Annotated in this window: 21 protein-coding genes; 9 read left to right on the top strand and 12 right to left on the bottom strand. The window is 69.8% G+C overall.

Features of this window, described 5'->3' with window-relative positions; genetic code table 11:
• Positions 1 to 10: 10 nt before the first annotated feature.
• The 6 genes from CLV67_RS18125 to CLV67_RS18150 form a co-directional block, all read right to left on the bottom strand.
• On the bottom strand, positions 11 to 745 hold the full coding sequence (locus CLV67_RS18125) for a gamma-glutamyl-gamma-aminobutyrate hydrolase family protein (protein ID WP_106319782.1): 735 nt from the start codon (positions 743 to 745) through the stop codon (positions 11 to 13).
• Positions 730 to 1443, bottom strand: coding sequence for a gamma-glutamyl-gamma-aminobutyrate hydrolase family protein (locus tag CLV67_RS18130; protein WP_106319784.1), 714 nt, complete (start codon positions 1441 to 1443; stop codon positions 730 to 732). The genes CLV67_RS18125 and CLV67_RS18130 overlap by 16 nt, the downstream gene beginning before the upstream one ends.
• 169 nt (positions 1444 to 1612) lie before the next feature.
• On the bottom strand, positions 1613 to 2377 hold the full coding sequence (locus CLV67_RS18135; RefSeq protein ID WP_106319786.1) for a 3-oxoacyl-ACP reductase: 765 nt from the start codon (positions 2375 to 2377) through the stop codon (positions 1613 to 1615).
• On the bottom strand, positions 2378 to 3739 hold the full coding sequence (locus CLV67_RS18140) for an aldehyde dehydrogenase family protein (protein WP_106319788.1): 1362 nt from the start codon (positions 3737 to 3739) through the stop codon (positions 2378 to 2380). It lies immediately after the preceding gene.
• A gap of 16 nt (positions 3740 to 3755) precedes the next feature.
• Positions 3756 to 5102: a glutamine synthetase family protein gene (locus CLV67_RS18145; RefSeq protein ID WP_106319790.1), complete on the bottom strand. Its 1347-nt coding sequence runs from the start codon at positions 5100 to 5102 to the stop codon at positions 3756 to 3758.
• A 13-nt stretch (positions 5103 to 5115) separates the two neighbouring features.
• Positions 5116 to 6612, bottom strand: coding sequence for an amino acid permease (locus CLV67_RS18150; protein WP_106319792.1), 1497 nt, complete (start codon positions 6610 to 6612; stop codon positions 5116 to 5118).
• Between the two features lie 688 nt (positions 6613 to 7300).
• On the opposite strand from CLV67_RS18150, the gene CLV67_RS18155 reads away from it, so the two are divergent.
• The 6 genes from CLV67_RS18155 to CLV67_RS18180 all read left to right on the top strand — a co-directional run bounded on the left by CLV67_RS18155 (position 7301) and on the right by CLV67_RS18180 (position 12652).
• Positions 7301 to 7627: a MerR family transcriptional regulator gene (locus CLV67_RS18155; protein WP_106319794.1), complete on the top strand. Its 327-nt coding sequence runs from the start codon at positions 7301 to 7303 to the stop codon at positions 7625 to 7627.
• A gap of 59 nt (positions 7628 to 7686) precedes the next feature.
• Positions 7687 to 8934 carry a sensor histidine kinase gene (locus tag CLV67_RS18160; RefSeq protein WP_106319796.1) on the top strand — a complete coding sequence of 416 codons (1248 nt, stop codon included), beginning with the start codon at positions 7687 to 7689 and terminating at the stop codon, positions 8932 to 8934.
• Complete coding sequence (locus tag CLV67_RS18165; protein WP_106319798.1) at positions 8931 to 9575, top strand: response regulator; 645 nt, start codon at positions 8931 to 8933, stop codon at positions 9573 to 9575. The genes CLV67_RS18160 and CLV67_RS18165 overlap by 4 nt, the downstream gene beginning before the upstream one ends.
• A gap of 69 nt (positions 9576 to 9644) precedes the next feature.
• The gene (locus CLV67_RS18170; RefSeq protein WP_106319800.1) at positions 9645 to 10538 is read left to right on the top strand and encodes an ABC transporter ATP-binding protein; all 894 of its coding nucleotides are present in this window, start codon (positions 9645 to 9647) and stop codon (positions 10536 to 10538) included.
• Positions 10535 to 11602 (top strand): ABC transporter permease, encoded by a 1068-nt coding sequence (locus CLV67_RS18175; protein WP_106319802.1) that lies wholly within the window; start codon positions 10535 to 10537, stop codon positions 11600 to 11602. The genes CLV67_RS18170 and CLV67_RS18175 overlap by 4 nt, the downstream gene beginning before the upstream one ends.
• 69 nt (positions 11603 to 11671) lie before the next feature.
• A complete protein-coding gene (locus CLV67_RS18180) occupies positions 11672 to 12652 on the top strand; it encodes an LLM class F420-dependent oxidoreductase (RefSeq protein ID WP_239165971.1) in 981 nt (326 codons plus the stop codon).
• Positions 12653 to 12705: 53 nt separating this feature from the next.
• Here CLV67_RS18180 and CLV67_RS18185 read toward each other — a convergent pair whose 3' ends face one another.
• Together CLV67_RS18185 and CLV67_RS18190 are read right to left on the bottom strand one after the other, a co-directional pair.
• Complete coding sequence (locus CLV67_RS18185) at positions 12706 to 14688, bottom strand: hybrid sensor histidine kinase/response regulator (RefSeq protein ID WP_106319804.1); 1983 nt, start codon at positions 14686 to 14688, stop codon at positions 12706 to 12708.
• Positions 14689 to 14806: 118 nt separating this feature from the next.
• A complete protein-coding gene (locus tag CLV67_RS18190) occupies positions 14807 to 15400 on the bottom strand; it encodes a PadR family transcriptional regulator (protein ID WP_106319806.1) in 594 nt (197 codons plus the stop codon).
• 132 nt (positions 15401 to 15532) lie between these two features.
• On the opposite strand from CLV67_RS18190, the gene CLV67_RS18195 reads away from it, so the two are divergent.
• Positions 15533 to 16372 (top strand): GNAT family N-acetyltransferase, encoded by an 840-nt coding sequence (locus CLV67_RS18195; protein WP_106319808.1) that lies wholly within the window; start codon positions 15533 to 15535, stop codon positions 16370 to 16372.
• 672 nt (positions 16373 to 17044) lie between these two features.
• On the opposite strand, the gene ispG is transcribed toward CLV67_RS18195, so the two are convergent.
• The 3 genes from ispG to dxr all read right to left on the bottom strand — a co-directional run bounded on the left by ispG (position 17045) and on the right by dxr (position 20778).
• A complete protein-coding gene (gene ispG, locus CLV67_RS18200) occupies positions 17045 to 18217 on the bottom strand; it encodes a flavodoxin-dependent (E)-4-hydroxy-3-methylbut-2-enyl-diphosphate synthase (RefSeq protein WP_106319810.1) in 1173 nt (390 codons plus the stop codon).
• 93 nt (positions 18218 to 18310) lie between these two features.
• Positions 18311 to 19570, bottom strand: a complete 1260-nt coding sequence (locus tag CLV67_RS18205; protein ID WP_106319812.1) for a M50 family metallopeptidase — start codon at positions 19568 to 19570, stop codon at positions 18311 to 18313.
• Positions 19570 to 20778 (bottom strand): 1-deoxy-D-xylulose-5-phosphate reductoisomerase, encoded by a 1209-nt coding sequence (gene dxr, locus CLV67_RS18210; protein ID WP_106319814.1) that lies wholly within the window; start codon positions 20776 to 20778, stop codon positions 19570 to 19572. Before dxr ends, CLV67_RS18205 begins: the two co-directional genes overlap by 1 nt.
• A gap of 77 nt (positions 20779 to 20855) precedes the next feature.
• Between dxr and CLV67_RS18215 the strand changes: the two genes are divergently transcribed.
• Positions 20856 to 21686, top strand: a complete 831-nt coding sequence (locus CLV67_RS18215) for a YhjD/YihY/BrkB family envelope integrity protein (protein WP_239165974.1) — start codon at positions 20856 to 20858, stop codon at positions 21684 to 21686.
• Positions 21687 to 21697: 11 nt separating this feature from the next.
• Positions 21698 to 23251, top strand: a complete 1554-nt coding sequence (locus CLV67_RS18220; RefSeq protein ID WP_106319816.1) for a phytoene desaturase family protein — start codon at positions 21698 to 21700, stop codon at positions 23249 to 23251.
• Here the strand turns inward: CLV67_RS18220 and CLV67_RS18225 are convergent.
• The coding region (locus CLV67_RS18225) for a Rieske (2Fe-2S) protein (protein ID WP_146169216.1) at positions 23248 to 24060 on the bottom strand (813 nt) is incomplete at its 5' end. The genes CLV67_RS18220 and CLV67_RS18225 overlap by 4 nt on opposite strands.

Here is a 24060-nt window from a genome sequence, read left to right on the forward strand (position 1 = left end):
GTGCCGCTCGTCAGGCGACGACGGCCCGGTCCCGTGCCGCCGCTTCGGCCAGGGCCGCGAACGCCCGCAGGTCGGTGGTGCGCTCCGGGTGCCACTGCACGCCGAGCGCGAAGGACTTGCCGGGGTGCTCGACGATCTCGACGACCTGGTCGTCCGGGCACCAGCCGACCGGCCGGAACTCACCCGGATCGGCGATCGCCTGATGATGGAACGAGTTCACCGTGAGGGTACGGCCGAACAACCGGTGCGCCGCCGTGCCCTCCTCGACGACCACGTCATGCCTGCCGTAGTCGGAGGAGCCGGCGGCGAGCGGATCGGTGCCCGCGGCGGCCCGGTGCCGCTCGTGGCCGACCACGTCGGGCAGATGCTGGTGCAGGGAGCCGCCGGTCGCCACGGCCATCAGCTGCAGACCCCGGCAGACACCCAGGATCGGCAGGTCGGCCTCCAGGGCGGCGCGCATCAGCAGCAGCTCGGAGGCGTCGCGGACCGTGTCGGCCTCGGTGGCCGGGTGGCGCGGGGCGCCCCAGTTCGCCGGGTCGATGTCGCCACCGCCGCAGAAGACGATGCCGTCCAGCGACTCGATCACGTCGGTGCCGGGCTCGTCCGGGGTGATCAGGACAGCGCGGCCACCGGTGGCATGCACCGCCTTCACATAGTTCATCGGCAGCATCGCGGCCATCAGGTCGTTACGTCCGTGGTGGATCTGCTCGGCGTACGCCGTCAGTCCGATCAGCGGTCTGCGCATGCTTTCGTGAGCTCCTTCGAGGCCGCCGCCACCAGGGCTCCGAAGAGGCGCCGATCACGGCTCACCTCCGGATGCCACTGAACGCCGAGCACGAAACGCCTATCCGGATCCTCGACCACTTCGGGCAGGCCGTCGGCGGCCCGCCCGGTGACGGTCAGCGAGCCCGGGTCGGCGACGCCCTGGTGATGGAAGCAGTTGATGGTCAGGTCGTCGCCCATCAGGGCGGCGATCCGGCTGCCCGGTTCGAGCACGGCCTGCTGTGAGCCGTACACCCCCGGTCCCGGACGGTGCTTCTCGTGGCCGAGCACGTCCGGCAGATGCTGGTGCAGGGTGCCTCCGGCGGCGATGGTGAGCAGTTGCATGCCCCGGCAGACCCCCAGGATCGGCAGGTCGCGGTCGAGGGCCGCGCGGAGCAGCAGCAGTTCGGCGATGTCGCGTTCGGCGTGGACCACCGTGTGCGGGCCGAGATTCTGGCCGTACAGCGAGGGCTGCAGGTCCGGCCCACCGGTGAGGACCAGGCCGTCCAGCCGGTCGAGGACGTCCGCGTCGTGGTCGTCCGGCGGCAGGATCACCGCGCGGCCACCGGCGAGGCGCACCGCCTCGGTGTAGTCGTGCGGGACCAGCGCGGTCGGGAGGTCCCTCCAGACGCCCCAGTCGGCCGGGAGCACATAGGACGTCATGCCGATGATCGGACGCATCGCACCACCGTAGTCACAGGCGCGCGGCGCCGGTGAACCGACGCCGCGTCACGGGCCCATCTGTCCCACCTACACGGGGATCTGACCCGTACGGGCAGGGATTCGACCCCTTGCACCTTGTTGAGCTGGTGTTAGGGGTTCCATCCCCACCGTAGCGGGTCGGTAAACCTCACAGCGGAGTTACGTACGCTCCGGTGATGCCGCCGTCGACGACGAACTGGGACGCCGTCATGAACGAGGCGTCGTCGCTCGCCAGGAATGCGACGGCGGCGGCGATCTCGTCCGGTTCGGCGAAGCGGCCCATCGGCACGTGCACGAGCCGGCGGGCGGCCCGCTCCGGGTCCTTGGCGAACAGCTCCATCAGCAGCGGAGTTGCCACCGGACCGGGGCAGAGCGCGTTGATCCGGATGCCCTCGCGGGCGAACTGCACGCCCAGCTCCCGGGTCATCGCCAGCACCCCGCCCTTGCTCGCCGTGTAGGCGATCTGCGAGGTGGCCGCACCGAGCAGGGCGACGAACGACGCGGTGTTGATGATCGAGCCCTTGCCCTGCCGCTGCATGTGCGGGATCGCGTACTTGCAGCAGAAGAAGACGCTCGTGGTGTTGACCTTGAGCACCCGCTCCCAGGCGTCCAGGCCGGTGACCAGGATCGAATCGTCGTCGGGCGGCGAGATGCCGGCGTTGTTGAAGGCGATGTCGACCCGGCCGTGCCGCTCGGCGACCCCGTCGAAGAGTGCCTTGACCTGCTCCTCGTCGCTGACGTCGCAGGCCACGAACTCGCCGCCGACCTCCTCGGCGATCGCTTTGCCAGCTTTGTCGGAGATATCCACGCAAACGACGAACGCGCCCTCCGCGGCGAACCTCCGCGCGGTGGCCAGACCGATACCGCTGCCGGCGCCGGTGATGACGGCGACCCGGTCCTGCAAACGCTCCACTTAGTCTCCCGTAGCCAAGAACACGTTCTTCACGTCCGTGAAGGACAGCAATGCGTCGGGCCCCAGTTCCCGACCCAGACCGGACTGCTTCATGCCGCCGAACGGCGTCCAGTAGCGCACCGAGGAGTTGCTGTTGACGCTGAGCGCCCCGGTTTCCACGGCTCGTGAGACCCGCAGCGCGCGCCCGACGTCCCGGGTCCAGATCGAGCCGGACAGCCCGTACTCGGTGTCGTTGGCGAGCTCGATCGCCTCGGCCTCGTCCCGGAACGGCAACACGCTGACGACCGGGCCGAAGATCTCCTCGCGCCAGTGCCGGTCGGCCCGGTTCCGGGCCAGCAGGACGGTCGGCGGAAACCACCACCCGCTCTGATCGGGCACGGAGCCCCGGAACGCCACGTCGGCGCCGTCCAGATAGGACGCGACCGAGCTCCGCTGACCGGAGGAGATCAGAGGACCCATCTCGGATGAGTCATCGGAGGGGTCCAGCACCCTGAAGTCACGGACGGCCGGCTCGAACAGCGCCAGGAACCTGTCGTACACCGAGGCCTCGACGAGGATCCGGGAACGCGCGCAGCAGTCCTGACCCGCGTTGTCGAAGACCGCGCCGGGTGCGGCAGCGGCCGCGGCCGGCAGGTCGGCGTCCGCGAAGACGATGTTGGCGCTCTTGCCGCCCAGCTCCAGGGTCACCCGTTTCACCTGGTCGGCGCAGCCCGCCATGATCGACTTGCCGACCTCGGTGGACCCGGTGAAGCAGACCTTGCGGACCGCCGGGTGGGTGACGAACCGCTGACCCACGACGCTGCCCTTACCCGGCAGCACCTGGAACACGTCCTCCGGCAGCCCGGCCTCCAGGGCGAGCTCACCGAGCCGGATCGCGGTCAGCGGGGTCAGCTCGGCCGGTTTGAGCACCACTGTGTTGCCGGCGGCCAGCGCGGGTGCGAAACCCCAGCCGGCGATCGGCATCGGGAAGTTCCACGGCACGATGATGCCGACCACACCGAGCGGCTCGTGGAAAGTCACGTCGACGCCACCGGCCACCGGGATCTGCCGGCCGGACAGCCGCTCGGGCGCGCCCGCGTAGTAGTTCAGCACGTCCCGGACGTTGCCGGCCTCCCATCGCGCGTTGCCGATGGTGTGACCCGCGTTGCGTACCTCAAGCCGGGCCAGCTCTTCGATGTGGTCCTCGACCACCGCCGCGAAGCGACGCAGAAGCCGTGCCCGGTCCCCGGGCGCCACGCGACGCCATCCGGTGAAGGCCTTCCGCGCGCGGTCGATCGCCGCGTCGGTCTCTTCCAAACCCGTCGACGGTACGGTCGTGAAGACCTCACCCGTCGACGGGTCGATCACCTCTGTAGTCCCCACGCCAAGATCCTCACACTCAGAGGCGCTCGAATCCACGGCGTAGCTCCCAATCCGTCACCGCGGCGTCGTAGGCGGCCAGTTCCACCCGCCCCATGTTCGCGTAGTGGGCCACCACGTCCGCCCCGAACGCCGTTTCCGCCACCGAACTCGCCGCCCAGAGATCGGTCGCCTCGCGCAGCGTGCCGGGCACCCGCCCGGCCGACGGGTCCTGGTACGCGTTGCCGGCGAACTCGTCCTCCAGGGGCAGCTCGTTCTCGATGCCGTGCAGCGCGCCGGCCACCAGGGCGGCGATCGCCAGGTACGGGTTCACGTCACCGCCCGGCACCCGGTTCTCCACCCGCATGCCCTGCCCGTGCCCGGCGATCCGCAGCGCGCAGGTGCGGTTGTCGACGCCCCAGCGCAGCGCGGTCGGCGCGAACGAGCCCGGCTGGTAACGCTTGTACGAGTTGATGTTCGGCGCGAAGAGCAGGCTGAACTCGCGCATCGTGGCGAGCAGCCCGGCCAGCACCCGCTGTCCGGTCTCGCTCAGATGCGCCGGGCCGTCGCCGAGCATCGCACTTCTCGAGGACGAGTCCCGCAGTGAGAAGTGGATGTGGCAGGAGTTGCCCTCCCGCTCGTTGGGCTTGGCCATGAAGGTGAGCGCCATGCCCTCCTGGGCGGCGATCTCCTTGGCCCCGTTCTTGTAGATGACGTGGTTGTCGGCGCTGGTCAGCGCGTCGGCGTAGCGGAAGGCGATTTCGTGCTGGCCGAGGTTGCACTCGCCCTTGGCGCTCTCCGGGATCAGCCCCGCGCCGTACATCTCGTTGCGGATCCGGCGCAGCAGCGGCTCGACCCGGGCGGTGCCGAGCAGCGAGTAGTCCACGTTGTACTGGTTCGCCGGGACCAGGCCGCGGTAGCCCTTGTCCCACGCCTGCTCGTAGCTGTCCCGGTAGAGCACGAACTCCAGCTCGGTGCCGGCGAACGCGGTCAGCCCGTGCGCCGCCAGCCGGTCCAGCTGGCGGCGCAGGATCTGCCGGGGCGACGGCGGCACCGGCTGTCCCGCCGTGTCGAGCAGGTCGGCGAGGACCAGCGCGGTGCCGGGCTGCCACGGGACCCGGCGCAGCGTGCTGAAGTCGGGCTTCATCACGAAGTCGCCGTAGCCGGTGGACCAGGAGGACATCTCGTAACCGTCGACGGTGTTCATGTCGGCGTCGACCGCGAGCAGGTAGTTGCAACCCTCGCTGCCGCCGGACACCACCTCGTCCAGGAAGAACCGTCCGTGCAGCCGCTTGCCCTGCAACCGGCCCTGCATGTCGGTCAGTGCCAGCAGGACGGTGTCGATGCTGCCGTTGTCGACGGAGACGTCGAGTTCCTCGAGATCCATGTGCTCAGTCCTATCAGTCGGTCGACTCGCCGTGGGCGGCCTTCTCGAGGAGGTTCTGCTTCGGCCCGGTGAACCACTTCCGGGCACTGGCGAACCACCAGATCGCGGCCGCCCCGAGCACCACCGCCACGGCGACGATCGTGTAGTTGAACGTCTCCGCGGTGATCGGACTGCTGGGCGGCAGCACGAAGAGCACGCAGATGATCCCTACCCAGACGATGGCGATCCAGCCCACCGGGGCGCTCCACTTCCCGAGATTCCACGGGCCGGGCTGGAAGTCCGGGTTGAGCCGGCGCAGCAGGACCGGTCCGACGTAGGCGATGTAGAGGCCGATCACCGCGATCGAGGTGGCCGCGAAGTACGCGACGGTGTTCCAGAGCGACGGGAGCACCAGGATCGTGGAGAGGCCCACGCAGAGCCAGATGGAGTTGGTCGGCGTACCGGTCCGGGGATTGACCTTCTTCCAGATCCTCGAGCCGGGAATCGCGTCGTCACGGGCGAAGGCGTAGGACATCCGGGAGTTCGCGGTGACCGAGGCCATACCGCAGAACCACTGCGCGACCATGCAGATGAAGAGCAGGAACACGCCGAGGTCGTGGCCGACCGCGTCGATGAAGATCTGCGCCGGCGGCAGTCCGAGGTCGGTGCCGAGCGCGCCCTCGTAGTCCTGGATGGACCAGGTGATCGCGACCAGCAGCACGAAACCGGCGATGACCGAAACGACCACCGACATCACGATGCCGCGGGGCGCCGCGTTGGCCGCGTCGTGGGTCTCCTCGGCGACGTGGGCGGAGGCGTCGTAACCGGTGTACGTGTACTGCGCCATGAGCAGGCCCATGAGGACGGCGTAGACGCCCGCGCCGGCGAAGGTGAAGCCGGTCGCGTTGTAGACCTCGGTGAACACCTCGGAGATGGGTTTGTGCTGGTCGGGGACGACGGCGAGGATGCCGACGATCACCGCGACGCCGATCAGGTGCCACCAGGCGCTGATGTCGGAGAGGACCCGGACCAGGTTGACGCCGAACGTGTTCAGCAGCCCGTGCACCACGATGATGACCAGGAAGATCAGGAACGTCGAGAGGGCTGTCACCTCCAGGCCGAAGGTGAGGCTGAGGAAGGCCGCCGTGGTGATCGCCGCGCCGAAGTCGATGGCCGCGGTGACGGCGACCTCGCCGAGGAAGTTGAACCAGCCGATGAACCAGGCCCAGGCGGGCTTGTTCCTCTTGGCCAGTGCCGCCGCCCACCAGTAGAGCGCGCCGGCGGTCGGGTAGGCCGAGCAGACCTCGGCCATGGCCAGTGCCACGAAGGTGACCATGATGCCGACGAAGAGCCAGCCCAGGGTGATCGCGACCGGGCCGCCGGCCTTCATGGCGATGCCGTACGAGGTGATGGCGCCGGCCAGGATCGAGATGATCGAGAACGAGACGGCGAAGTTGGAGAAGCCGGAGAGACGGCGGTGGAGTTCCTGTTTGTATCCGAGTTGGGCGAGTCGTTCCTCGTCGGTGCTCATCGGGGTGCCTCCTGCACGAAGGACTGTGACCTGAGCCAAATGAGGCTTGTTCGCGACGGTGGAGACCGGTTGCGTCACCGGCGGCAATGCCTGGAGCCAGGTAGGTCGCGAACAAGCCTCACTGCTGGGAGCATGATCGCTCCGCCGTGTTACGACAGTCAATGCACAGGGTTAATTGCGTTGCCGCGTACGGGCCCCGGTGCGAGCCTGGTTGCAGGCGATCCCCTCGGAAGGATCACCAGTGGACACCTCTCCGCCGGCGGCGGTGCGGGGCGCGGTCACCTCTCTCTTCCTCAGCGCCCGTCCCGCACCGCCGCCGCTTCACGTATCGACGCCTGAAAGAGTTTGCGCAGGTGGTCGGACCTTTGCACGAAAAAATCTACAGCGGCGACTCTAGAAATTCGGCGAGGATCGGCCTACATTTGGTTTGTCGGTCACGGCCGGCAAGCAACTGGCACAGACGCTGAGTTGGAGAAGGAGGACGAGATACCGCAGCAACGCGTAATCACGTTGTCCCCTACCCGACAAGAGGTGATCGCAGCCGATGCCTTTCACTCCGGTCGACTGCTAGCGGCACGCAGCCGGTCGACCAGATGCGCCGGATAGAGTCCGGCATCAGAATTGAAAAGCCAGGGCCCCGGTTACCCGCCGGGGCCCTGGACTGTTCCGGTTCGTGTACGAAGAAGACATGGATCGGGACTCCCCGTCATACAGCATGGGCCGCGCCGCCGAGATGATCGGCGTGACCGCGGCCTTTCTCCGTAGCCTCGACGAAGCCGGCCTGATCGAGCCCGAACGCTCACACGGAGGGCACCGCCGTTACTCCCGGCACCAGCTCGACCTCGCCGCCCGCGTCCGGGTGCTGCTCAACGAGGGATTCCTGCTCACGGCCGCCTGCCGGATAGTCACGCTCGAGGACCGCCTCGAGGCCGCGCACCGGCACATCCGCGAACTCGGCGGCACCGTCACGCCCGACCAGGACGCCACCATCCCGACCCAGACCCGCCGCGGCTGACGCCACCCGTCACCGCAGGCCATCGCCGTACGGCACCGTCGCATGGCATCGTCGTCCGCATGGCATCGGAGAACCTCGACGACTGGGTACGGCCACGCCCGACCGCGGCGCAACGCCGCGCCGACGTGTGGACCGGACTGGCCGTCGCCGCCGTGGCCGTGGTCAACCTGTTCCTGGCCCGGCGTTCCGGATTCTACGAACTCCCGCACCGGGCGGCGCTGGCCGAGCAGATCTGCTGGGTGCTGGCCACCACGCTGCCGCTGGTGGTCCGCCGGTCGCATCCGGACGTGGTCGCCGTGCTGATCTCGATCGCCTTCGTCGGCGGGCAGTTCCGCGGCTCCCAGGAGCAGCAGGTCACCACGGGCGTCCTGTTCGCGGCGATCTACACGCTCGGCGCGTGGGGCCGCCATCGCAACCGGTCCCGGTTCCTGCGGCTGGGCATCATCGTCGGCATGTTCGGCTGGCTGGTCCTGTCCTTCGTGATCTTCAGCCGTGAACTGGGCGACCCGGCCGAGAGAGCCTCGCTCGCCTTCAACGCCCTGGTGGTCAACACGGTCTTCTTCGCCTTCTGCCACCTGATGGGCGACGCCGTCTGGAACGGCGCCCGCCAGCGGCACGAGCTCGAGGAGCAGGCCGCCGAACTCCGGGAGGCGCAGACCCTCGTCGCCGAGCGGGCCGTTCTCGGCGAACGTGTCCGGATCGCCCGTGAGCTGCACGACGTGGTCGCCCACCACGTCTCGGTGATGGGCATCCAGGCGTCCGCGGCCCGCCGGGCGATGGACAAGGACCCGGCCCGGTCCCGGACCGCGCTCACCGCCGTCGAGGAGGGCGCGCGCACCGCCGTCGACGAGTTGCGGCGGATGCTCGGAGCGCTGCACTCCCCCGCTGCCGGCACGGAGGCTCAGGACGTGGTCCCGAACGCGGGCATCGACCGCCTGCCGGAGATCACCGACCGGGCCCGGGACGCCGGGCTCACCGTGCGGTACGCCGTCTACGGTGATCCGGTGCCGTTGCCCGAGTCGCTGTCCCAGGCCGCCTACCGGATCGTCCAGGAGGCGGTGACGAACACCCTCAAGCACGCCCACGCGAAGGCGCTCGACGTCCGGGTCCGCTACCTCAGCGGGGAGCTCGAGCTCGACGTGACCGACGACGGGCGGGGCAGTTCCACGTCCGACGGTGGCCTCGGGCTGGTCGGCATGCGGGAGCGGGTGGCGGTGCACGACGGCGCCCTGGAGCACGGCCCGCATCCGGACGGCGGCTACCGGGTGCGGGCGCGGTTCCCGTACCAGGCGGGCGTGGTCCTGTGACCGTCAGCGTTCTGCTCGCCGACGACCACCAGCTGGTGCGGACCGGGTTCCGGGTCATCCTCGAGATGGAGGACGACATCACCGTCGTCGGGGAGGCCGCCGACGGAGCGCAGGCGGTCGACCTGGCCCTGCGGCTGCGGCCCGACGTCGTGCTGATGGACGTCGAGATGCCCGGCGTCGACGGTCTCGAGGCCACCCGGCGGATCGCCGCGGGCGGCGGGCCGTCGGTGCTGATCCTGACCACGTTCGACCGTGACGACTACCTGTTCGCGGCGTTGCGGGCCGGCGCGAGCGGTTTCCTGCTCAAGAACGGAACCCCGGAGGCCCTGACCGAGGCGGTACGGGTGGTCGCCGCCGGCGAGGCGCTGCTGGCACCGGCCGTGACCAGGCGGGTCATCTCCACCTTCACCACGCCCGCGACCGCCGGGGTCCGTCTCGACCAGCTCACCCCGCGCGAACACGAGGTGCTGGTTCTGCTCGCCGGTGGCGCCACCAACGCGGAGATCGCGACCACCCTGCACCTCGGCGAGACCACCGTGAAGACGCATGTCAGCCGGGTGTTGATGAAGATCGGGGCGCGCGACCGCACCCAGGCCGTCGTTCTGGCGTACGAGCTGGGGGTCGTTCGTCCCGGGGGTTGAGGGTCCTTCGGAAGGAGGACCTCCGCGAGCCGGACGACGAGACAGCGCTCGATCTCTAGCGTGGAACGCATGACAACCGTCCTGAACGTGGAGGCCGTGAACCGGACCTTCGGCGAGCGACAGGTCCTCAAGGACGTGTCGTTCACGGTGGACTCCGGCCGGCTGACCGGCTTCGTCGGCGCGAACGGCGCGGGCAAGACCACCACCATGCGGATCATCCTGGGCGTCCTGGCCGCCGACAGCGGCCAGGTGACCTGGCACGGCCGGCCGGTGACCCGTGAGGACCGGCAGAAGTTCGGATACATGCCGGAGGAACGCGGCCTCTACCCGAAGATGACCGTGGTCGAGCAGGTCGTCTACCTGGGACGGTTGCACGGTCTCAGCGCCGCCGACGCCAAGCGCCGCACCACCGCGCTGCTGGAACGCCTGGAGCTGTCCGAGCGGGGCGGTGACCCGGTGGAGAAGCTGTCGCTCGGCAACCAGCAGCGGGCCCAGATCGCCGCCGCCCTCGTGCACGACCCCGAGCTGCTGGTCCTCGACGAGCCGTTCTCCGGCCTCGACCCGATCGCGGTCGAGACCGTGCTGGCCGTGCTTCGCGAGCGGGCCCGCTCCGGCGCGGCCGTGCTCTTCTCCAGCCACCAGCTGGAACTGGTCGAACGCCTCTGCGACGACCTGGCGATCATCGCCGACGGGACCATCCGGGCCGCCGGATCGCGTACCTGGCTGCGCGAGCAGTACACGCTCCCCCGCTACTCGGTCGAGGTCGAGTCCGACGCGGGCTGGCTGCGCGACGAACCCGGCGTCACCCTGCTCGAACTCGACGGCCGCCGGGCCGTCTTCGACCTCGACCCGGGTACCGACGACCAGGCCGTGCTGCGCTCCGCCCTGGCCCGCGGCCCGGTCCGAGCGTTCGCCCCGGTCCGCCCGTCGCTCGCCGAGATCTTCCGAGAGGTGATCCAGTGACCACGTTCGAAGCCGCCAAACTCGTCGCGGGCCGGGAGATCCGGGTCAAACTACGCGACAAGGCATTCCTCTTCGGTACGGTGCTGCTGCTCTTCTTCACGGCACTCGGTGTCTTCCTGCCCATGCTCCTCGACGGCGGCCCCGACAAGGTCGCCGTGGTCGGCGCCACCCACGTGGCCGCCCTCGAGCAGGCCGGCCTCGACGTTCAGGTGGTCGCCGACCGGGCCGCCGCCGAACAGCTCGTCCGCGACGAGGAGGTGTCGGCCGCCGTCGTCGACGGGCCCGTGGTGCTCGCCCTCGAGGACGCGCCGCAGGACGTGGTGTCCGCGCTCAGCGTCGAGCCGCCGGTCGAGTTCCTCGACCCCGACGCGCTCAACGAGGCCGCCCGGTTCCTCGTACCGTTCGTGCTGTCGTTCCTGTTCTTCCTGACGACACTGACGTTCGGCGTACAGATCGCGCAGAGTGTCACCGAGGAGAAGCAGACCCGGATCGTCGAGATCCTCGTCTCCAGCGTCCCGGTCCGGGCCCTGCTGATCGGCAAGGTCGCCGCCATGACGCTGCTCGCGTTCGGGCAGCTCGCCCTGCTGGTCACCTTCGGCGTCATCGGCATGCGGGTGGCCGACGTCGGCGGCCCGCTCATCGACGCGCTGATCCCGACCATCGGCTGGTTCCTGCCGTTCTTCGTGATCGGCTTCCTGATGCTCGCCACCCTGTGGGCCGCGGTCGGCGCGCTGGCGGCCCGGCTCGAGGACGTGAACGCCACCTCCGCCCCGCTCCAGTTCATGGTGATGATCCCGTTCTTCCTGGTCCTCAGCCTGCAGGAGAACCCGTTCGCGATGACCGTGCTGTCGTACGTCCCGTTCTCCGCGCCGATCGCCATGCCCGCTCGCGTCTTCAGCGGCGAGGCGGCCGCGTGGGAGCCGTACCTCGCCCTCGTGATCCTGCTGGCCACCACGGCACTGACCCTGCTGGCAGGCGCCCGCATCTACCAGGGCTCCCTGCTGCGCACCAACGGGCGGACCTCCTTCGCCACCGCCTGGCGCAACCCGACTCCGGTCGGCTGATCCACGGTGTCCACCGGGCTTGGCCGACCCGGTGGACACCACGCCGTGCCGCCCGGCAGGATCAAGGGCATGTCGATGCGATGGGGCATGACCGTGCCGTTCGGCGGCCTTCCGCTCTCCGAGCACTCCGCCGTCTTCTCAGGCCTGGCCGATGCGGGTTTCACCGATGTCTGGACGGCCGAGGTCGCCGGCACCGACGGGTTCACCCCGTTGACGCTGGCCGCCGCCTGGGAGCCACGGCTGCGGCTGGGCACCGCCATCGCCCCGGTCTTCACCCGCGGGCCGGGCCTGCTGGCGATGACCGCGGCGGCGCTCGCCGAGGCTGCTCCGGGCCGCTTCCAGCTCGGCATCGGCGCCTCCTCGCCGGTGGTCGTCGGCGACTGGAACGCCGTCGATTTCGACCGGCCGTTCGCCCGCAGCCGGGACGTGCTCCGGTTCGTGCGTTCAGCGCTCGCCGGTGAGCTGGTCAACGGCGACTTCGAGACCTTTTCGGTACGCCGGTTCAAGCTCGAGCGCCCGCCGGCGACCCCGCCACGGATCATGCTGGCCGCGCTCCGCCCCGGCATGCTGCGCCTGGCGGCCGCCGAGGCCGACGGGGTGATCCTCAACTGGCTCTCCGCCGCCGACGTGACGACCGCCCTGGCCGAGACCAAGGAGGCGACGACGGACTTCGACGTAGCCGCCCGCATCTTCGTGATCCCGACCGAGGACGCCGCGTACGCCCGTACCGTCGGCCGCCGGATGATCACCGCCTACCTGACGGTTCCCGCCTATGCGGCCTTCCACCGCTGGCTCGGACGCGGTGAGGTGCTCACGCCCATGTGGGAGGCGTGGCAGTCCGGCGATCGCAAGGGCGCGCTGGCCGCCATCCCGGATTCGCTGGTCGACGAGCTGATCGTGCACGGTTCCCCGGCCGAGTGCCGGGCCCGGGTCCAGGCCTACGCCGATGCCGGCATCACGATTCCGGTCATGGCGCTGACCCCGACGCCCGAACTCGAGCGCGGCGGCCTGCCGGCCCTGATGGAGCTGATCGCCGCCCTCGGGGCCTGATCAGGCCCGGTCCAGCGCCTCGCCTCGCCGCCCTGGGGCACCCGCCGGCCCCATCACGACCGGTCCAGCGCCTCACGGAGTCGTTCGAGGAGTTCGGCCTGGGTGAACGGCTTGGTGATCAGGATGGTGTTGGGTTCCAGAGTGCCCTCGCCGGTGATGAACGGCTGGGCGTACCCGGACATGTAGACGACCGGGAGCCCGGGCCGGGCGTCGCGGACGTGTTCGGCCAGCTGACGGCCGTGCATCTGGGGCATGACGACGTCGGTGAGCATCAGGTCGATGTGGCAGCTCGGGTCCAGGGCGACCTTGAGGGCTTCCGGGCCGCCGCCGGCGCTCAGGACGTGGTAACCGTGGCGGGTCAGGATGCGCTCGGTGACGGCCCGCAGCGCCTCCTCGTCCTCGACCACCAGGATGGTCTCGCCGCCACGCTGGAGCTGAGCCGGGCCGGCCAGCGCCGGGACCGCGGCCGGCCGCTCCTCGGTGATCGGGAACAGCGCGGTGACGACCGTTCCGGCGCCGACGGTGGAGTACACGGAGGCGTGGCCCCCGGCCTGGGTGACGATGCCGTACACGGTGGCCAGGCCGAGTCCGGTGCCCTCGCCGGGCGGTTTCGTGGTGAAGAACGGCTCGAAGACGCGTTCCAGCACCTCGGGCGGGATGCCGCTGCCGGTGTCGGCGACCCGCAGGCACACGTAACGGCCGGGCGGGGCGGGTGGCCGCATCCGGCGGGACTCCTCGGCGGTGACCTCGTGGTTGCCGGTGTGGACGGTGAGCGTGCCGCCACCGGGCATCGCGTCGCGCGCGTTGACCGCCAGGTTGACCAGCACCTGTTCGATCTGGCCGGGGTCGGCGAGCACCGGCCGGAGCCGCCGGTCCAGATCGGCGTGCAGCTGGATGTGCTCGCCGAGAGTGCGCAGGAGCAGCTGCTCGACCTCGCGGATGACGCCGTTGAGGTCGAGCACGCGTGGGCGTACGACCTCGCGGCGGCCGAAGGCCAGAAGTTGATGGGTGAGCTCGGTGGCGCGCCGCCCGGCCCGGAGCACCTGCTGCAGGTCGCGGGAGGCCTGCGGCCAGGCGCCCGCCGGATCGGCGTCGGCGGCCTCCTGGATCTGCTCGGCCACGAAGCTGGCGTAGTTGAGCATCACCGCGAGCAGGTTGTTGAAATCGTGCGCAACGCCGCCGGCGAGCTGTCCCAGGCTCTCCAGACGCTGGGACTGCTGCAGCTGGGCTTCGAGGCGTTCCCGTTCGGCGGCGGCGGCGAGGCGCTCCCCCTCGGCCTCCAGACGCTGGCGTTCGGCCTGCGCCTCGATGCGTTCGGTGACGTCCCGGATGGCCGCGGAGACGATCAGCCCGTCCTCGGTCTCCAAGGCGGAGAGGCTGATCTCGGCGGGGAACTCGGTGCCGTCGCGGCGACGGGCGCGCAGGGCGTTGCCGGAACCCATCGGCCGGGGTCGTGGGTCGGCGAAGTATCGGCGCCGCTTCTCCGGATGTCCGATCCGCGCCGACTCGGGGACCAGCGTCTCGATCGGCTGGCCGAGCAGCTCGGTGCGCGGGTATCCGAACAGCCGCTCAGCCTGCGCATTGACCAGGGTGATCCGGCCGTCGGCGGCGACGCCGACGATCGCGTCGGGCGCGGCCTCGAGCAGCCCCTGGAACTTGGCCTCCCGGCGGACCCGGTCGCTGACGTCCCGGACCGCGGCGACGATCATGCCGCCGTTCTCCAGGGCGGAGAGCGAGATCTCGGCCGGGAACTCGCTGCCGTCACGGCGTCGGGCGGCGAGGGGGACTCCGGCGCCCATCGGGCGGGGACGCATGTCGCGGAGGTAGGCGAGGCGGTGCCCCGGGTGACGGCCGCGGAACCGCTCGGGCACCAGCAGTTCGATGGATTGCCCGAGCAGCTCCGACCGTTCGTAGCCGAACATGCGGACGGTCTGCGCGTTCACGACAGCGATGCGCCCGCCGCGGTCGACCGCGATGATCGCGTCGGGCGCCGCCTCCAGAAGACCCGTCACCACGGCATCGGAGGGTTCGCTCATGGCCGCACCTCGCCCTTGTTGCCGCCTGTTTCGCCAGCATCATCGAGCGTAGGTGGCCGTGGCCGTCGTGGGACGCGGTTCGTGCGTCCTTCCTGTCACTCGCTCTCGGCTCGTCCTGTCACTCGCTCTCGGCCAGGATCGCGTAGAGCTTGCGCTTGGTCTCGTTGAGCACCTCGAGCGCCTTCTGGCGCTGCTCGGGGGTGCCGCTGAAACCGACCTGCTTGAGCGCGCCCATGATGCCGACGGCCGCGTCGCGGAAGTCCTGCACCTGGGACATGGTGTCGGCGCCGATCTGGGCCCAGGGCGGATTCTGAGCGGCGATCTCGGCCTCGGGCCGACCGTCCTCGGTGAGCCGGTAGCTCTTGCGACCGCCCTCGGCGGTCATCTCGATCAGGCCCTCATCCTCCAGCAACTGCAGTGTCGGGTAGACCGAGCCCGGGCTCGGACGCCAGATGCCGCCCGTCCGGGAGTCGAGCTCCTGAATCATCTCGTAGCCGTGCATCGGGCGCTCGAGGAGCAGCGCCAGGATGGCGGGCCGGACGTTCTGCCGGCCACCGCGGCCTCGCCGCTGGCCGGGCCGGCCGCCGAAATCGGGTGGGGGGAATCCCGGCCCGCCCGGGCCACCGGGACCGCCGAAGGGGAATCCGGGCGGGAACCCGAAACCACGCCGACGGAACTCGCCCGGCCAACCGTGTCCACGCCCTCCATGCATGTGTCGCATGATCTTCTCCGTTCTTTCGCCGATAGATAGACGATATATCGGCAACGTGTCGCCGACAAGGGTTTCTGGGATCGCGGGGTTGCGATACGTGTCGACGGCCCCGCATCTGGCAATGTGGTACCTGTGTTGACGGTGCCCATTCGTCAGCTCGGTGAGCCCGAGCGCGCGGCCGTCGAGCGGATCCTCGACGCCGATCCCTATGCGGGCGCCCAGATCGCGGAGCGCGTGGCCGCGCACGGCCTGAACTGGTGGCGTTCCGACGGGCGGATCTACGGCTATGAGCCGCGCCGCCAGATCGAGTCGATCATCTGGTCAGGGGCGCACCTGGTTCCGGTCGGCGCGACCCCACCCGCGACCGCGGCCTTCGCCGACCTGCTCGGCGCCGAGCCGCGGATCTGCTCATCGATCATCGGCCGCTCCGAGGCGGTGCTCGACCTGTGGGACCGGCTCGGCGGCAACTGGGGTCCGGCCCGCGACGTACGGCCACACCAGCCGCTGCTGGTGACCGACCGGGATGCGCCGGTCCGGCCCGACCCCGACGTACGCCTGGTCCGCTCCGGCGAGGTCGACCAGCTGTTCCCGGCAGCGGTGGCGATGTACACCGAGGAGGTCGGAGTCTCCCCGACTCAGGACGACGGCGGACGCGGATACCGGCGGCGGATCGCCGAGCTCGTCAAGGGCAAACGGGCCTACGCACGCTTCGACGGCGACCTGGTCGTCTTCAAGGCCGAGCTGGCGATCGTGACCCGGCGGACCACGCAGGTGCAGGGCGTCTGGGTGCACCCGGGGTACCGGGGCAAGGGCCTGGCAACCAGCGCGATGGCATCCGTCGTGGCGGACGCGCTACGCCGGGTCGCGCCGACCGTGAGCCTCTACGTCAACGACTACAACACCTCAGCCCGCAGGGTCTACGCCAACTGCGGCTTCGTCTCGGCAGGCAGCTTCGCCACGATCCTGTTCTGAGCAGCCGTCACCCCGGCACGCCGCACCCTGCACGCCCCGCCCGCGCCCCGCGCACGCATCCCGCGCACCCCGCGCACCCCGCGCACCCGCATCCCGCGCACCCCGCAAGCCCGCACCCGCAAGCCCGCATCCCGCGCACCCCGCGCACCCGCATCCCGCGCACCCCGCGCGCGCCCGCGCACCGCGCACGCCGCAGCCCCGCGCGCCGCATGGACGGGCCAGGATTTCGATAACCGCGACATTGCTGTGCTGGACGATCATCCTGGCCCCGTTTTGGAGGCCGGCTGTGCCCTGTGGCTGCTTCCCGCGCCGGGAAGGGTGTGCAAGGCCCGGCTGGCCGATCAGGACGGCCTGCGGCGCAGCTGGGCGACGCGCGACAAGCGGGACGACACCCACAAACGAAAGCGGGCAGCGGGCAGCGGACGGCGGGCAGCGGACGGCGGGCAGCCGGCAGCGGACAGCGGACAGCGGACAGCGGACAGCGGGCAGCGGGCAGCGGGCAGCGGGCAGCGGGCAAACCCGTAACGAGAGGGGCCGCACGCGGCGCGCAGTTGGAGAAAAGCCGCCGGTGATGAGGCGGTCGAATCGCCGAGGGTCCGCGGTTCTTGCGGAAGGACGGGAATCGACTGCCTCACCACCGGCTGGCAGGTGTTCGTCTTGGAGCGGCTCAGGTCAGTGCACGGTCACCGTCGGGCCGGGGAGCAGTTCGCGTAGTTCGTCGGGGAGGTCGGCGCCCATCTCGTCGGCGAGCCTCAGCGCCTCCTCGACCAGGGTCTCCACGATGATCGCCTCGGGCACCGTCTTGATGACCTTGCCCTTGACGAAGATCTGGCCCTTGCCGTTGCCGGACGCCACGCCGAGGTCGGCCTCGCGGGCCTCACCCGGGCCGTTGACGACACAGCCCATGACGGCGACCCGCAGCGGCACCGGGAAGCCGTCGAGCGCCGCGGTGACCTGCTCGGCCAGGGTGTAGACGTCGACCTGGGCGCGGCCGCAGGACGGGCAGGAGACGATCTCCAGGCCGCGCTCACGCAGACCCAGCGACTCCAGGATCTGGTTGCCGACCTTGATCTCCTCGACCGGCGGCGCGGACAGCGAGACCCGGATGGTGTCGCCGATACCCTCGGCCAGCAGCGCACCGAACGCCACAGCGCTCTTGATCGTGCCCTGGAACGCCGGACCGGCCTCGGTCACGCCCAGGTGCAGCGGGTAGTCGCACTGCTCGGCTAGCTGACGGTACGCCCGGATCATGACCACCGGGTCGTTGTGCTTGACCGAGATCTTGATGTCACGGAAGCCGTGCTCCTCGAAGAGCGAGCACTCCCAGAGCGCCGACTCGACCAGCGCCTCGGCGGTGGCCTTGCCGTACTTCTCCAGCAGCCGCTTGTCCAGCGAGCCGGCGTTGACGCCGATCCGGATCGGGATCCCGGCGTCACCGGCCGCCTTCGCGATCTCCTTGACCTTGTCGTCGAACTGCCGGATGTTGCCCGGGTTGACCCGGACGGCGGCGCAGCCGGCGTCGATCGCGGCGAACACGTACTTCGGCTGGAAGTGGATGTCGGCGATGACCGGGAGCTGCGACTTCTTGGCGATCGCGGGCAGCGCCTCGACGTCGTCCTGGGACGGCACGGCGACCCGCACGATCTGGCAACCGGCCGCGGTGAGCTCGGCGATCTGCTGCAACGTCGAGTTGACATCGGAGGTGAGCGTGGTGGTCATCGACTGGACGCTGACCGGGGCGCCGCCGCCGACCAGCACTCCACCGACGTTGATCTGGCGGCTCTGTCGGCGCGGGGCCAGCGGCGGCGGGGGTACGGCCGGCATTCCCAGACTGATCGCAGTCATTGAAAGTTATTCACGACCTTCCTTGAGTTGCGGTGAGAGCGAGTTGAGGTCCAAGGTCTTCGCCGTCGTGAATAACTTTCACAGCTACTCAACTCACTTGAAGATCGAAATCGGGTTGACGATGTCGGCGGTCACGGTCAGGAGGGTGAACGCCCCACCGATGAGGATGACCGCGTACGTCACGGGCATCAACTTGTAGTAGTCCACCCGCCCTGGATCAGGCCGGCGGAAACGCTTGTAGAGCCACGAGCGAATTGCTTCGAACCAGGCGATGGCGATGTGCCCGCCGTCGACCGGTAGCAACGGCAGCAGGTTGAACAGCCCGATGAACACGTTCAGCGAGATGAAGACCTGCCAGAAGACCTCGGGCACACCCTTCTCGAGAGCTTCACCGCCGATCCGGCTGGCCCCGACGACGCTGATCGGGGTGTCCGGGTCACGCTGGTCACCGGTGATCGAGTTCCACAGCGCGGGGATCTTCTCCGGGATCCGGGCCATGGCCCTCATGGAGTTCTCCACCAGGTACCAGTTGAAGGCGCCGGAGGCCGGAATCGCGCCGACCGGACTGTAGTCGACCACCAGCGGCTGGTCGGTCTCCCAGCTCACACCCGCGACCGCGACCTGGCTGACCGGGCCGTCCGGGTCACCCACCGGCCGTCGTTCGGCGGGGAGCAGGTCGACCGTCGTCGAAGCGGCCTGGCCGTCCCGTACGTACTCGAAGATCGTCTTGCCCGGGGGTTGTGCCCGGATGGCGTCGGTGAGCTCCCCGTAGTTGCCGACCGGGGTGGCGCCGACCTTGGTGATCACGTCACCGGTCTTGAGGGAGGCCGCCTTTGCCGGGCCCTCCCGGCCGCTCGCCTGTCCGGGGACGCACTTCTCGCTCTTGTCCGACAGCGACGTGGGAATGCAGGGCGCCACACCGATCATCGCGGGGGCGGCACGCTGTTCCTCGGCGGTCTGCGGCAGGTCGATGTTGGGCAGGCCGATGGTCCACGCCATGATCCAGGCGCCGATCAGGGCCAGCGCGAAGTGGGCGGCCGAGCCGGCGCCCATCACGATGGTCCGCTTCCACACCGGGAACCGCCACATGGCGCGGTGCTGGTCCTCGGGAGCGACGTCGTCGTCCTGCGGCGTCATGCCGACGATCTTGCAGAAGCCGCCGAGCGGGATGAGCTTCAGGCCGTACTCGGTCTCACCGCGGTGGAACGAGAAGATGGTCGGACCAAAGCCGACGAAGTACTTCGTGACCTTCATCCCGAAGCGCTTGCCGGTGATCATGTGACCCAGCTCGTGCAGGCTCACCGAGATCAGAATCGTCAGCGCGAAGGCTGCGCACCCCAGCCAGAACAGCATCAGGCTCCTTCAGCCACAGTCTCGATTGTCCGTTGTGCCTGGGCACGCGCCCACGCTTCGGCGGCAAGCACGTCATCGACGGTACCCGGCTCCGCGAAATCCGGGGCCGCCGCCAGCACCTGTTCCAGCGTGTCGACGATGCCCAGAAAAGGTAGCCGACCCGAGACGAAAGCGGCCACACACTCCTCGTTGGCCGCGTTGTAGACGGCCGGCAGGCAGCGCCCGGCACGACCGGCCTCCTTCGCCAGCCGTACCGCTGGAAAGGCCTCTTCGTCCAGCGGACGCAGCTCCCAGTTGTGGGCCTGTGTCCAGTCCACCGCGGCGGCCGCCGCCGGCACCCGCTCCGGCCAGGCCAGGGCCAGGGCGATCGGCAGCCGCATGTCCGGGGGGCTGGCCTGGGCCAGGGTCGACCCGTCGGTGAACTCGACGAGCGAGTGCAGCACCGACTGGGGGTGGACCATGACCTCGATGTCGTCGTACGACACCCCGAACAGCTCGTGGGCCTCGATCACCTCGAGCGCCTTGTTGACCATGGTGGCCGAGTTGATCGTGACGACCGGCCCCATGTCCCAGGTCGGGTGCTTGAGCGCCTCCTCGGGTGTGACGTTCGCCAACTCCTCGCGCCGCCGCCCGCGGAAGGCGCCGCCGCTGGCGGTCAGCACCAGCCGCCGCACCTCGGCCGCCGTGCCGCCGCGCAGGCACTGGGCCAGCGCCGAGTGCTCGGAGTCGACCGGGACGATCTGCCCCTCCTTGGCGATCCGCCGGACCAGCGGCCCGCCGGCGACCAGCGACTCCTTGTTGGCCAGGGCGAGGATGCGGCCCTCGGAGAGCGCCGCGAGCGTCGGGGCGAGGCCCAGGCTGCCGACCACACCGTTGAGGACCACGTCGCAGGGCCAGCGGGCGAGCTCGGTCATCGCGTCCGGGCCGGCCACGATCTTGGGCAGTTTGAAGTCGCCGGTGGCCCAGCCGCGCTTCTGCGCCTCGGCGTAGAACGCGAGCTGGAGATCCTGGGTCACCGAGGAACGGGCCACACCCACCACGTCGACGCCCAGCTCGAGGGCCTGAGCGGCGAGCAGTTCGACGTTGCCGCCGCCGGCGCCCAGCGCCACCACCCGGAACCGGTCCGGGTTGCGGCGGACTATGTCGATGGCCTGGGTGCCGATGGACCCGGTCGAGCCGAGCAGAACGAGGTCACGCATGCCGCCCATCTTCCCGGACGGCCGCACCCGCCCGCCGGTCAGCCTTGGTCTGTGCACAACGTGACTCGATCGGGTACTAGCCGTTCGTGCTCAAGCGTGTGGTGACCGCCCTGTTCCGACCTCTGCGTGGCAAGGACGTGGCGCTGCACGCGGCCGCGATCACCTTCTACAGCGGCATCGCGGTGGTGCCGGTGGCGCTGCTGGCTGTCTGGATCACCGGGCTGGCGGTGGGCGCGGAGCGCGTACGCCAGTTGACCGGCCGGACCCTGGCCGCGCTCCCGGACGAGATCGGCGCGCCGGGTGCACTGAACGCGCTCATCGACGCCGGGCTGCACCTCACCCCGATGCTGGCGCTGGCGAGCCTGCTGCCGGCCACGCTGTACGGCGAGGGCCTGCGCCGGGCGTTCGCGTCGATCGCCCGGCCCGGGGAGAAGCTGGTCGGCTGGCGTGGGCGGATCCTGTGGCTGCCGCTGCTCGCCGCCGCACCGGCCCTGCTGCTGTCGCTGCTGCTGGGCCTGCCGACGACGAGCGGTCTGTGGGTGCGCGGCGGCTGGTGGTCGGCGCTCGGGGTGGTGCTCTCGTTCCTGGCGATCTGGCTGCTGCTCACGCCGGTGGTGATATGGGTGTTCCGGTACGTCGCCCCGGGTCGTCCGCCGTGGCTCGCCACCGTGCTGATCGGTTCGTTCACCGCCGCGAATCTGTCCGGTTTCCTGCACGGGGCCGTGCTGTTCTCGTCCCTGCCGCTGGACCTGGGCGTGCCGTTCGGCGGGTTGACCGAGGTGGGCGCGGTGGTGGCGATCGGACTGTGGCTCTACCTGTTCCACGTGGTGCTGCTCGCCGGTTTCGCGGCGACCCGGGCCGTCAAGACGCATTTATCGGATGATTCGGCGAGTTCACCGAAAGCGATCGACAGGTAACCTCGCGAACCATGACCCCCATCCCGGACCGTTCCGACGTGGTGATCATCGGAGCCGGTCACAACGCCCTCGTCTCCGCGATCCTGCTCGCCCGCGCCGGCCTCGACGTCGTCGTGCTCGAGGCGGCCGGCGTGATCGGCGGCGCCACCCGCACCGAACACCCCTTCCCCAAGGTTCCCGGCCTCGGCCAGTCCACCGGTTCGTACCTGCTCGGGCTGATGCCGCCCGAGCTGCTGCGGACGCTGGACCTGGACATCCCCACCCTGCGTCGCGATCCGCACTACTTCCTGCCCGGTGTCGGCGCCGGCTCGCCGTACCTGCTCTTCGGCAGTGACGCCGCCGCCAACCGGGCACAGCTCAGCAAACGTGACGCGGACGCCGACGAGGCCCTCTCCGTCGAGATCGGCGCGATCCGCGCCGATCTGGCGCCCGCCTGGCTGGAGGAGCCGGCACCCGTCGAGGAGATCGCCGACCGGCACATCCGGCCGCAGCTGCAGAGCACCTTCCTCGATCTGGTACGCGGCTCGGTCGCCGACTACCTGGCCAGGTTCGGGTTCGCCAGTGAGCTGCTGGTCGCGATGTACGCGGTCACCGACGGCCTGTCCGGGCTCAACGCCGGGCCGGACGACCCCGGCACGGGCCACAACTTCCTCGTGCACAACATGTGCCGGCTGCCCGGCTCGGACGGCACCTGGCTGATCGCCGAGGGCGGGATGGGGACCGTGTCACGGACCTTCGCCGACGCGGCGCGGGCCGCCGGAGCGCGGATCTTCACGGATGCCCGGGTGACCGCGGTCACCGTCGACGGCGGCGCCGCCAGTGGTGTGGTGCTCGCCGACGGGCGGAGTGTCTCGGCCCGGGTCGTTCTGGGCGGCTGTGACCCGTACCAGCTGATGGGTCTCGTCCCTGAAGGTTCTCTGCCCGCCGGTCTGACCGAGCGGATGGCCTCGGTCAAGCGGCCCGGCAGCACCCTCAAGGTCAACCTCGCGCTGCGTGACCTGCCGCGATTCGACTGCCTGCCGGCCGGCGCGCCGTCACCGTTCGGCTCGACGATCCATCTGCTGCCCGGCGACGAGTCGCCGATGACGAACCTGCGGCGGATGTGGGCCGATGTGCAGGCCGGTGTCCTGCCGGCCGAGCCGACCGTCGAGTGGTACCTGCACACCACCGTCGACCCGTCGCTTCGCGACGAGGCCGGACACCATTCCTCGGCGTTGTTCGTCCAATCGGTGCCCTTCGAGCCCGCGGGTTCGTCCTGGGATCAGGAGCTTCCGGCGTACGTCGACAGGCTGCTCGCCCTCTGCGACAGGTATGCCCCCGGCACCTCGGAGCTGGTGGCGGACGTGTTCCCGCTCACGCCGCCGGGGATCGAGCGGCACTTCGGGATCACCGGAGGCCACATCCACCATGTCGACAACACGGTGGCGTTCGACAAGCGGATGCCGTACTTCACCGGGCTGGACGGGCTGTATCACGGCTCGGCCGGTGCACACCCGGCCGGAAGTGTGATCGGCGCGGCGGGCCACAACGCGGCCCGCCGCATCCTCAAGGATCTTGCCGTCTAGGACTCTTTGCTGGCCCGGATCTTGTGGCCGACGCCGGTGAGGCATCGGCCACTGGGCAGGTCGAACTTCCAGCCGTGCAGCTGGCAGGTGAGGACGTTGCCGTCGAGGACACCGAAACGGGACAGGTCGGCCTTCAGGTGCGGACAGCGCCGCTGGACCGTCCAGTCGCCGAACTGGATGTCCTCGGCGTCGACGGCCTTCTCATGCTCGTCGTACCAGCCCTCGGCGTACTGCAGGCGCTCCTCGGACAGGCACTTGAAGAACGCGTAGACGAACTCGTTGTACTGCCCGATCCGGGCCGCGGAGAAGCGGCACGACAGGAACAGCGAGTTCACCCAGTCGCCCTCGTCGATGAAGATGAGGTGCTCGATCAGCTCCCGCTGCATCTTGAAGCGGTAACGGACCTTCTCGTCGGCATACGACCGGACCTGCTTGCCGGGGAAGTCGACCACGATCGACTCGATCTCGTCGCCGTCGTAGGAGACCAGGTCGAAGCGGACCGGCCCGCCGACGCCCTTGGCCATGTAGAGAGACTCCTCGAGGAGCGGCTCGATCCGCTTCTTCAGCTCGCCCAGGACGTCGATCTCCGGGTGCCGCCAGGAGGCCTTCTCGGCCTCGATGATGGGGCGCTTGCGCTCCCGCATCTCCTCGAGGTGCGCCCGCTTGTTCGCGAAGAACTCGTCGACCGGCGTCGGGTGCGTGGTGGTCTGCCTGGTGCCGCCGTCGGTCAGCTCGGTCACACTGCCGGGCAGCTGAACGACCGCGTTGGTGCCGCCGACCTTCGCGTACTCCGTCAGGAACACCGACTG

The sequence above is a fragment of the Actinoplanes italicus genome (genome assembly GCF_003001815.1).
Classification (GTDB): domain Bacteria; phylum Actinomycetota; class Actinomycetes; order Mycobacteriales; family Micromonosporaceae; genus Actinoplanes; species Actinoplanes italicus.

Bases quoted from the DNA above. Each gene is read 5' to 3' on its own strand.
- CLV67_RS18160 (WP_106319796.1), top strand. From the start codon at position 7,687: ATGGCATCGGAGAACCTCGACGACTGGGTACGGCCACGCCCGACCGCG.
- ispG (WP_106319810.1), bottom strand. From the start codon at position 18,217: ATGACTGCGATCAGTCTGGGAATGCCGGCCGTACCCCCGCCGCCGCTG.
- CLV67_RS18220 (WP_106319816.1), top strand. From the start codon at position 21,698: ATGACCCCCATCCCGGACCGTTCCGACGTGGTGATCATCGGAGCCGGT.
- CLV67_RS18125 (WP_106319782.1), bottom strand. From the start codon at position 745: ATGCGCAGACCGCTGATCGGACTGACGGCGTACGCCGAGCAGATCCAC.
- CLV67_RS18190 (WP_106319806.1), bottom strand. From the start codon at position 15,400: ATGCATGGAGGGCGTGGACACGGTTGGCCGGGCGAGTTCCGTCGGCGT.
- CLV67_RS18170 (WP_106319800.1), top strand. From the start codon at position 9,645: ATGACAACCGTCCTGAACGTGGAGGCCGTGAACCGGACCTTCGGCGAG.
- CLV67_RS18145 (WP_106319790.1), bottom strand. From the start codon at position 5,102: ATGGATCTCGAGGAACTCGACGTCTCCGTCGACAACGGCAGCATCGAC.
- CLV67_RS18150 (WP_106319792.1), bottom strand. From the start codon at position 6,612: ATGAGCACCGACGAGGAACGACTCGCCCAACTCGGATACAAACAGGAA.
- dxr (WP_106319814.1), bottom strand. From the start codon at position 20,778: ATGGGCGGCATGCGTGACCTCGTTCTGCTCGGCTCGACCGGGTCCATC.
- CLV67_RS18155 (WP_106319794.1), top strand. From the start codon at position 7,301: ATGGATCGGGACTCCCCGTCATACAGCATGGGCCGCGCCGCCGAGATG.
- CLV67_RS18180 (WP_239165971.1), top strand. From the start codon at position 11,672: ATGTCGATGCGATGGGGCATGACCGTGCCGTTCGGCGGCCTTCCGCTC.
- CLV67_RS18130 (WP_106319784.1), bottom strand. From the start codon at position 1,443: ATGCGTCCGATCATCGGCATGACGTCCTATGTGCTCCCGGCCGACTGG.
- CLV67_RS18185 (WP_106319804.1), bottom strand. From the start codon at position 14,688: ATGAGCGAACCCTCCGATGCCGTGGTGACGGGTCTTCTGGAGGCGGCG.
- CLV67_RS18205 (WP_106319812.1), bottom strand. From the start codon at position 19,570: ATGCTGTTCTGGCTGGGGTGCGCAGCCTTCGCGCTGACGATTCTGATC.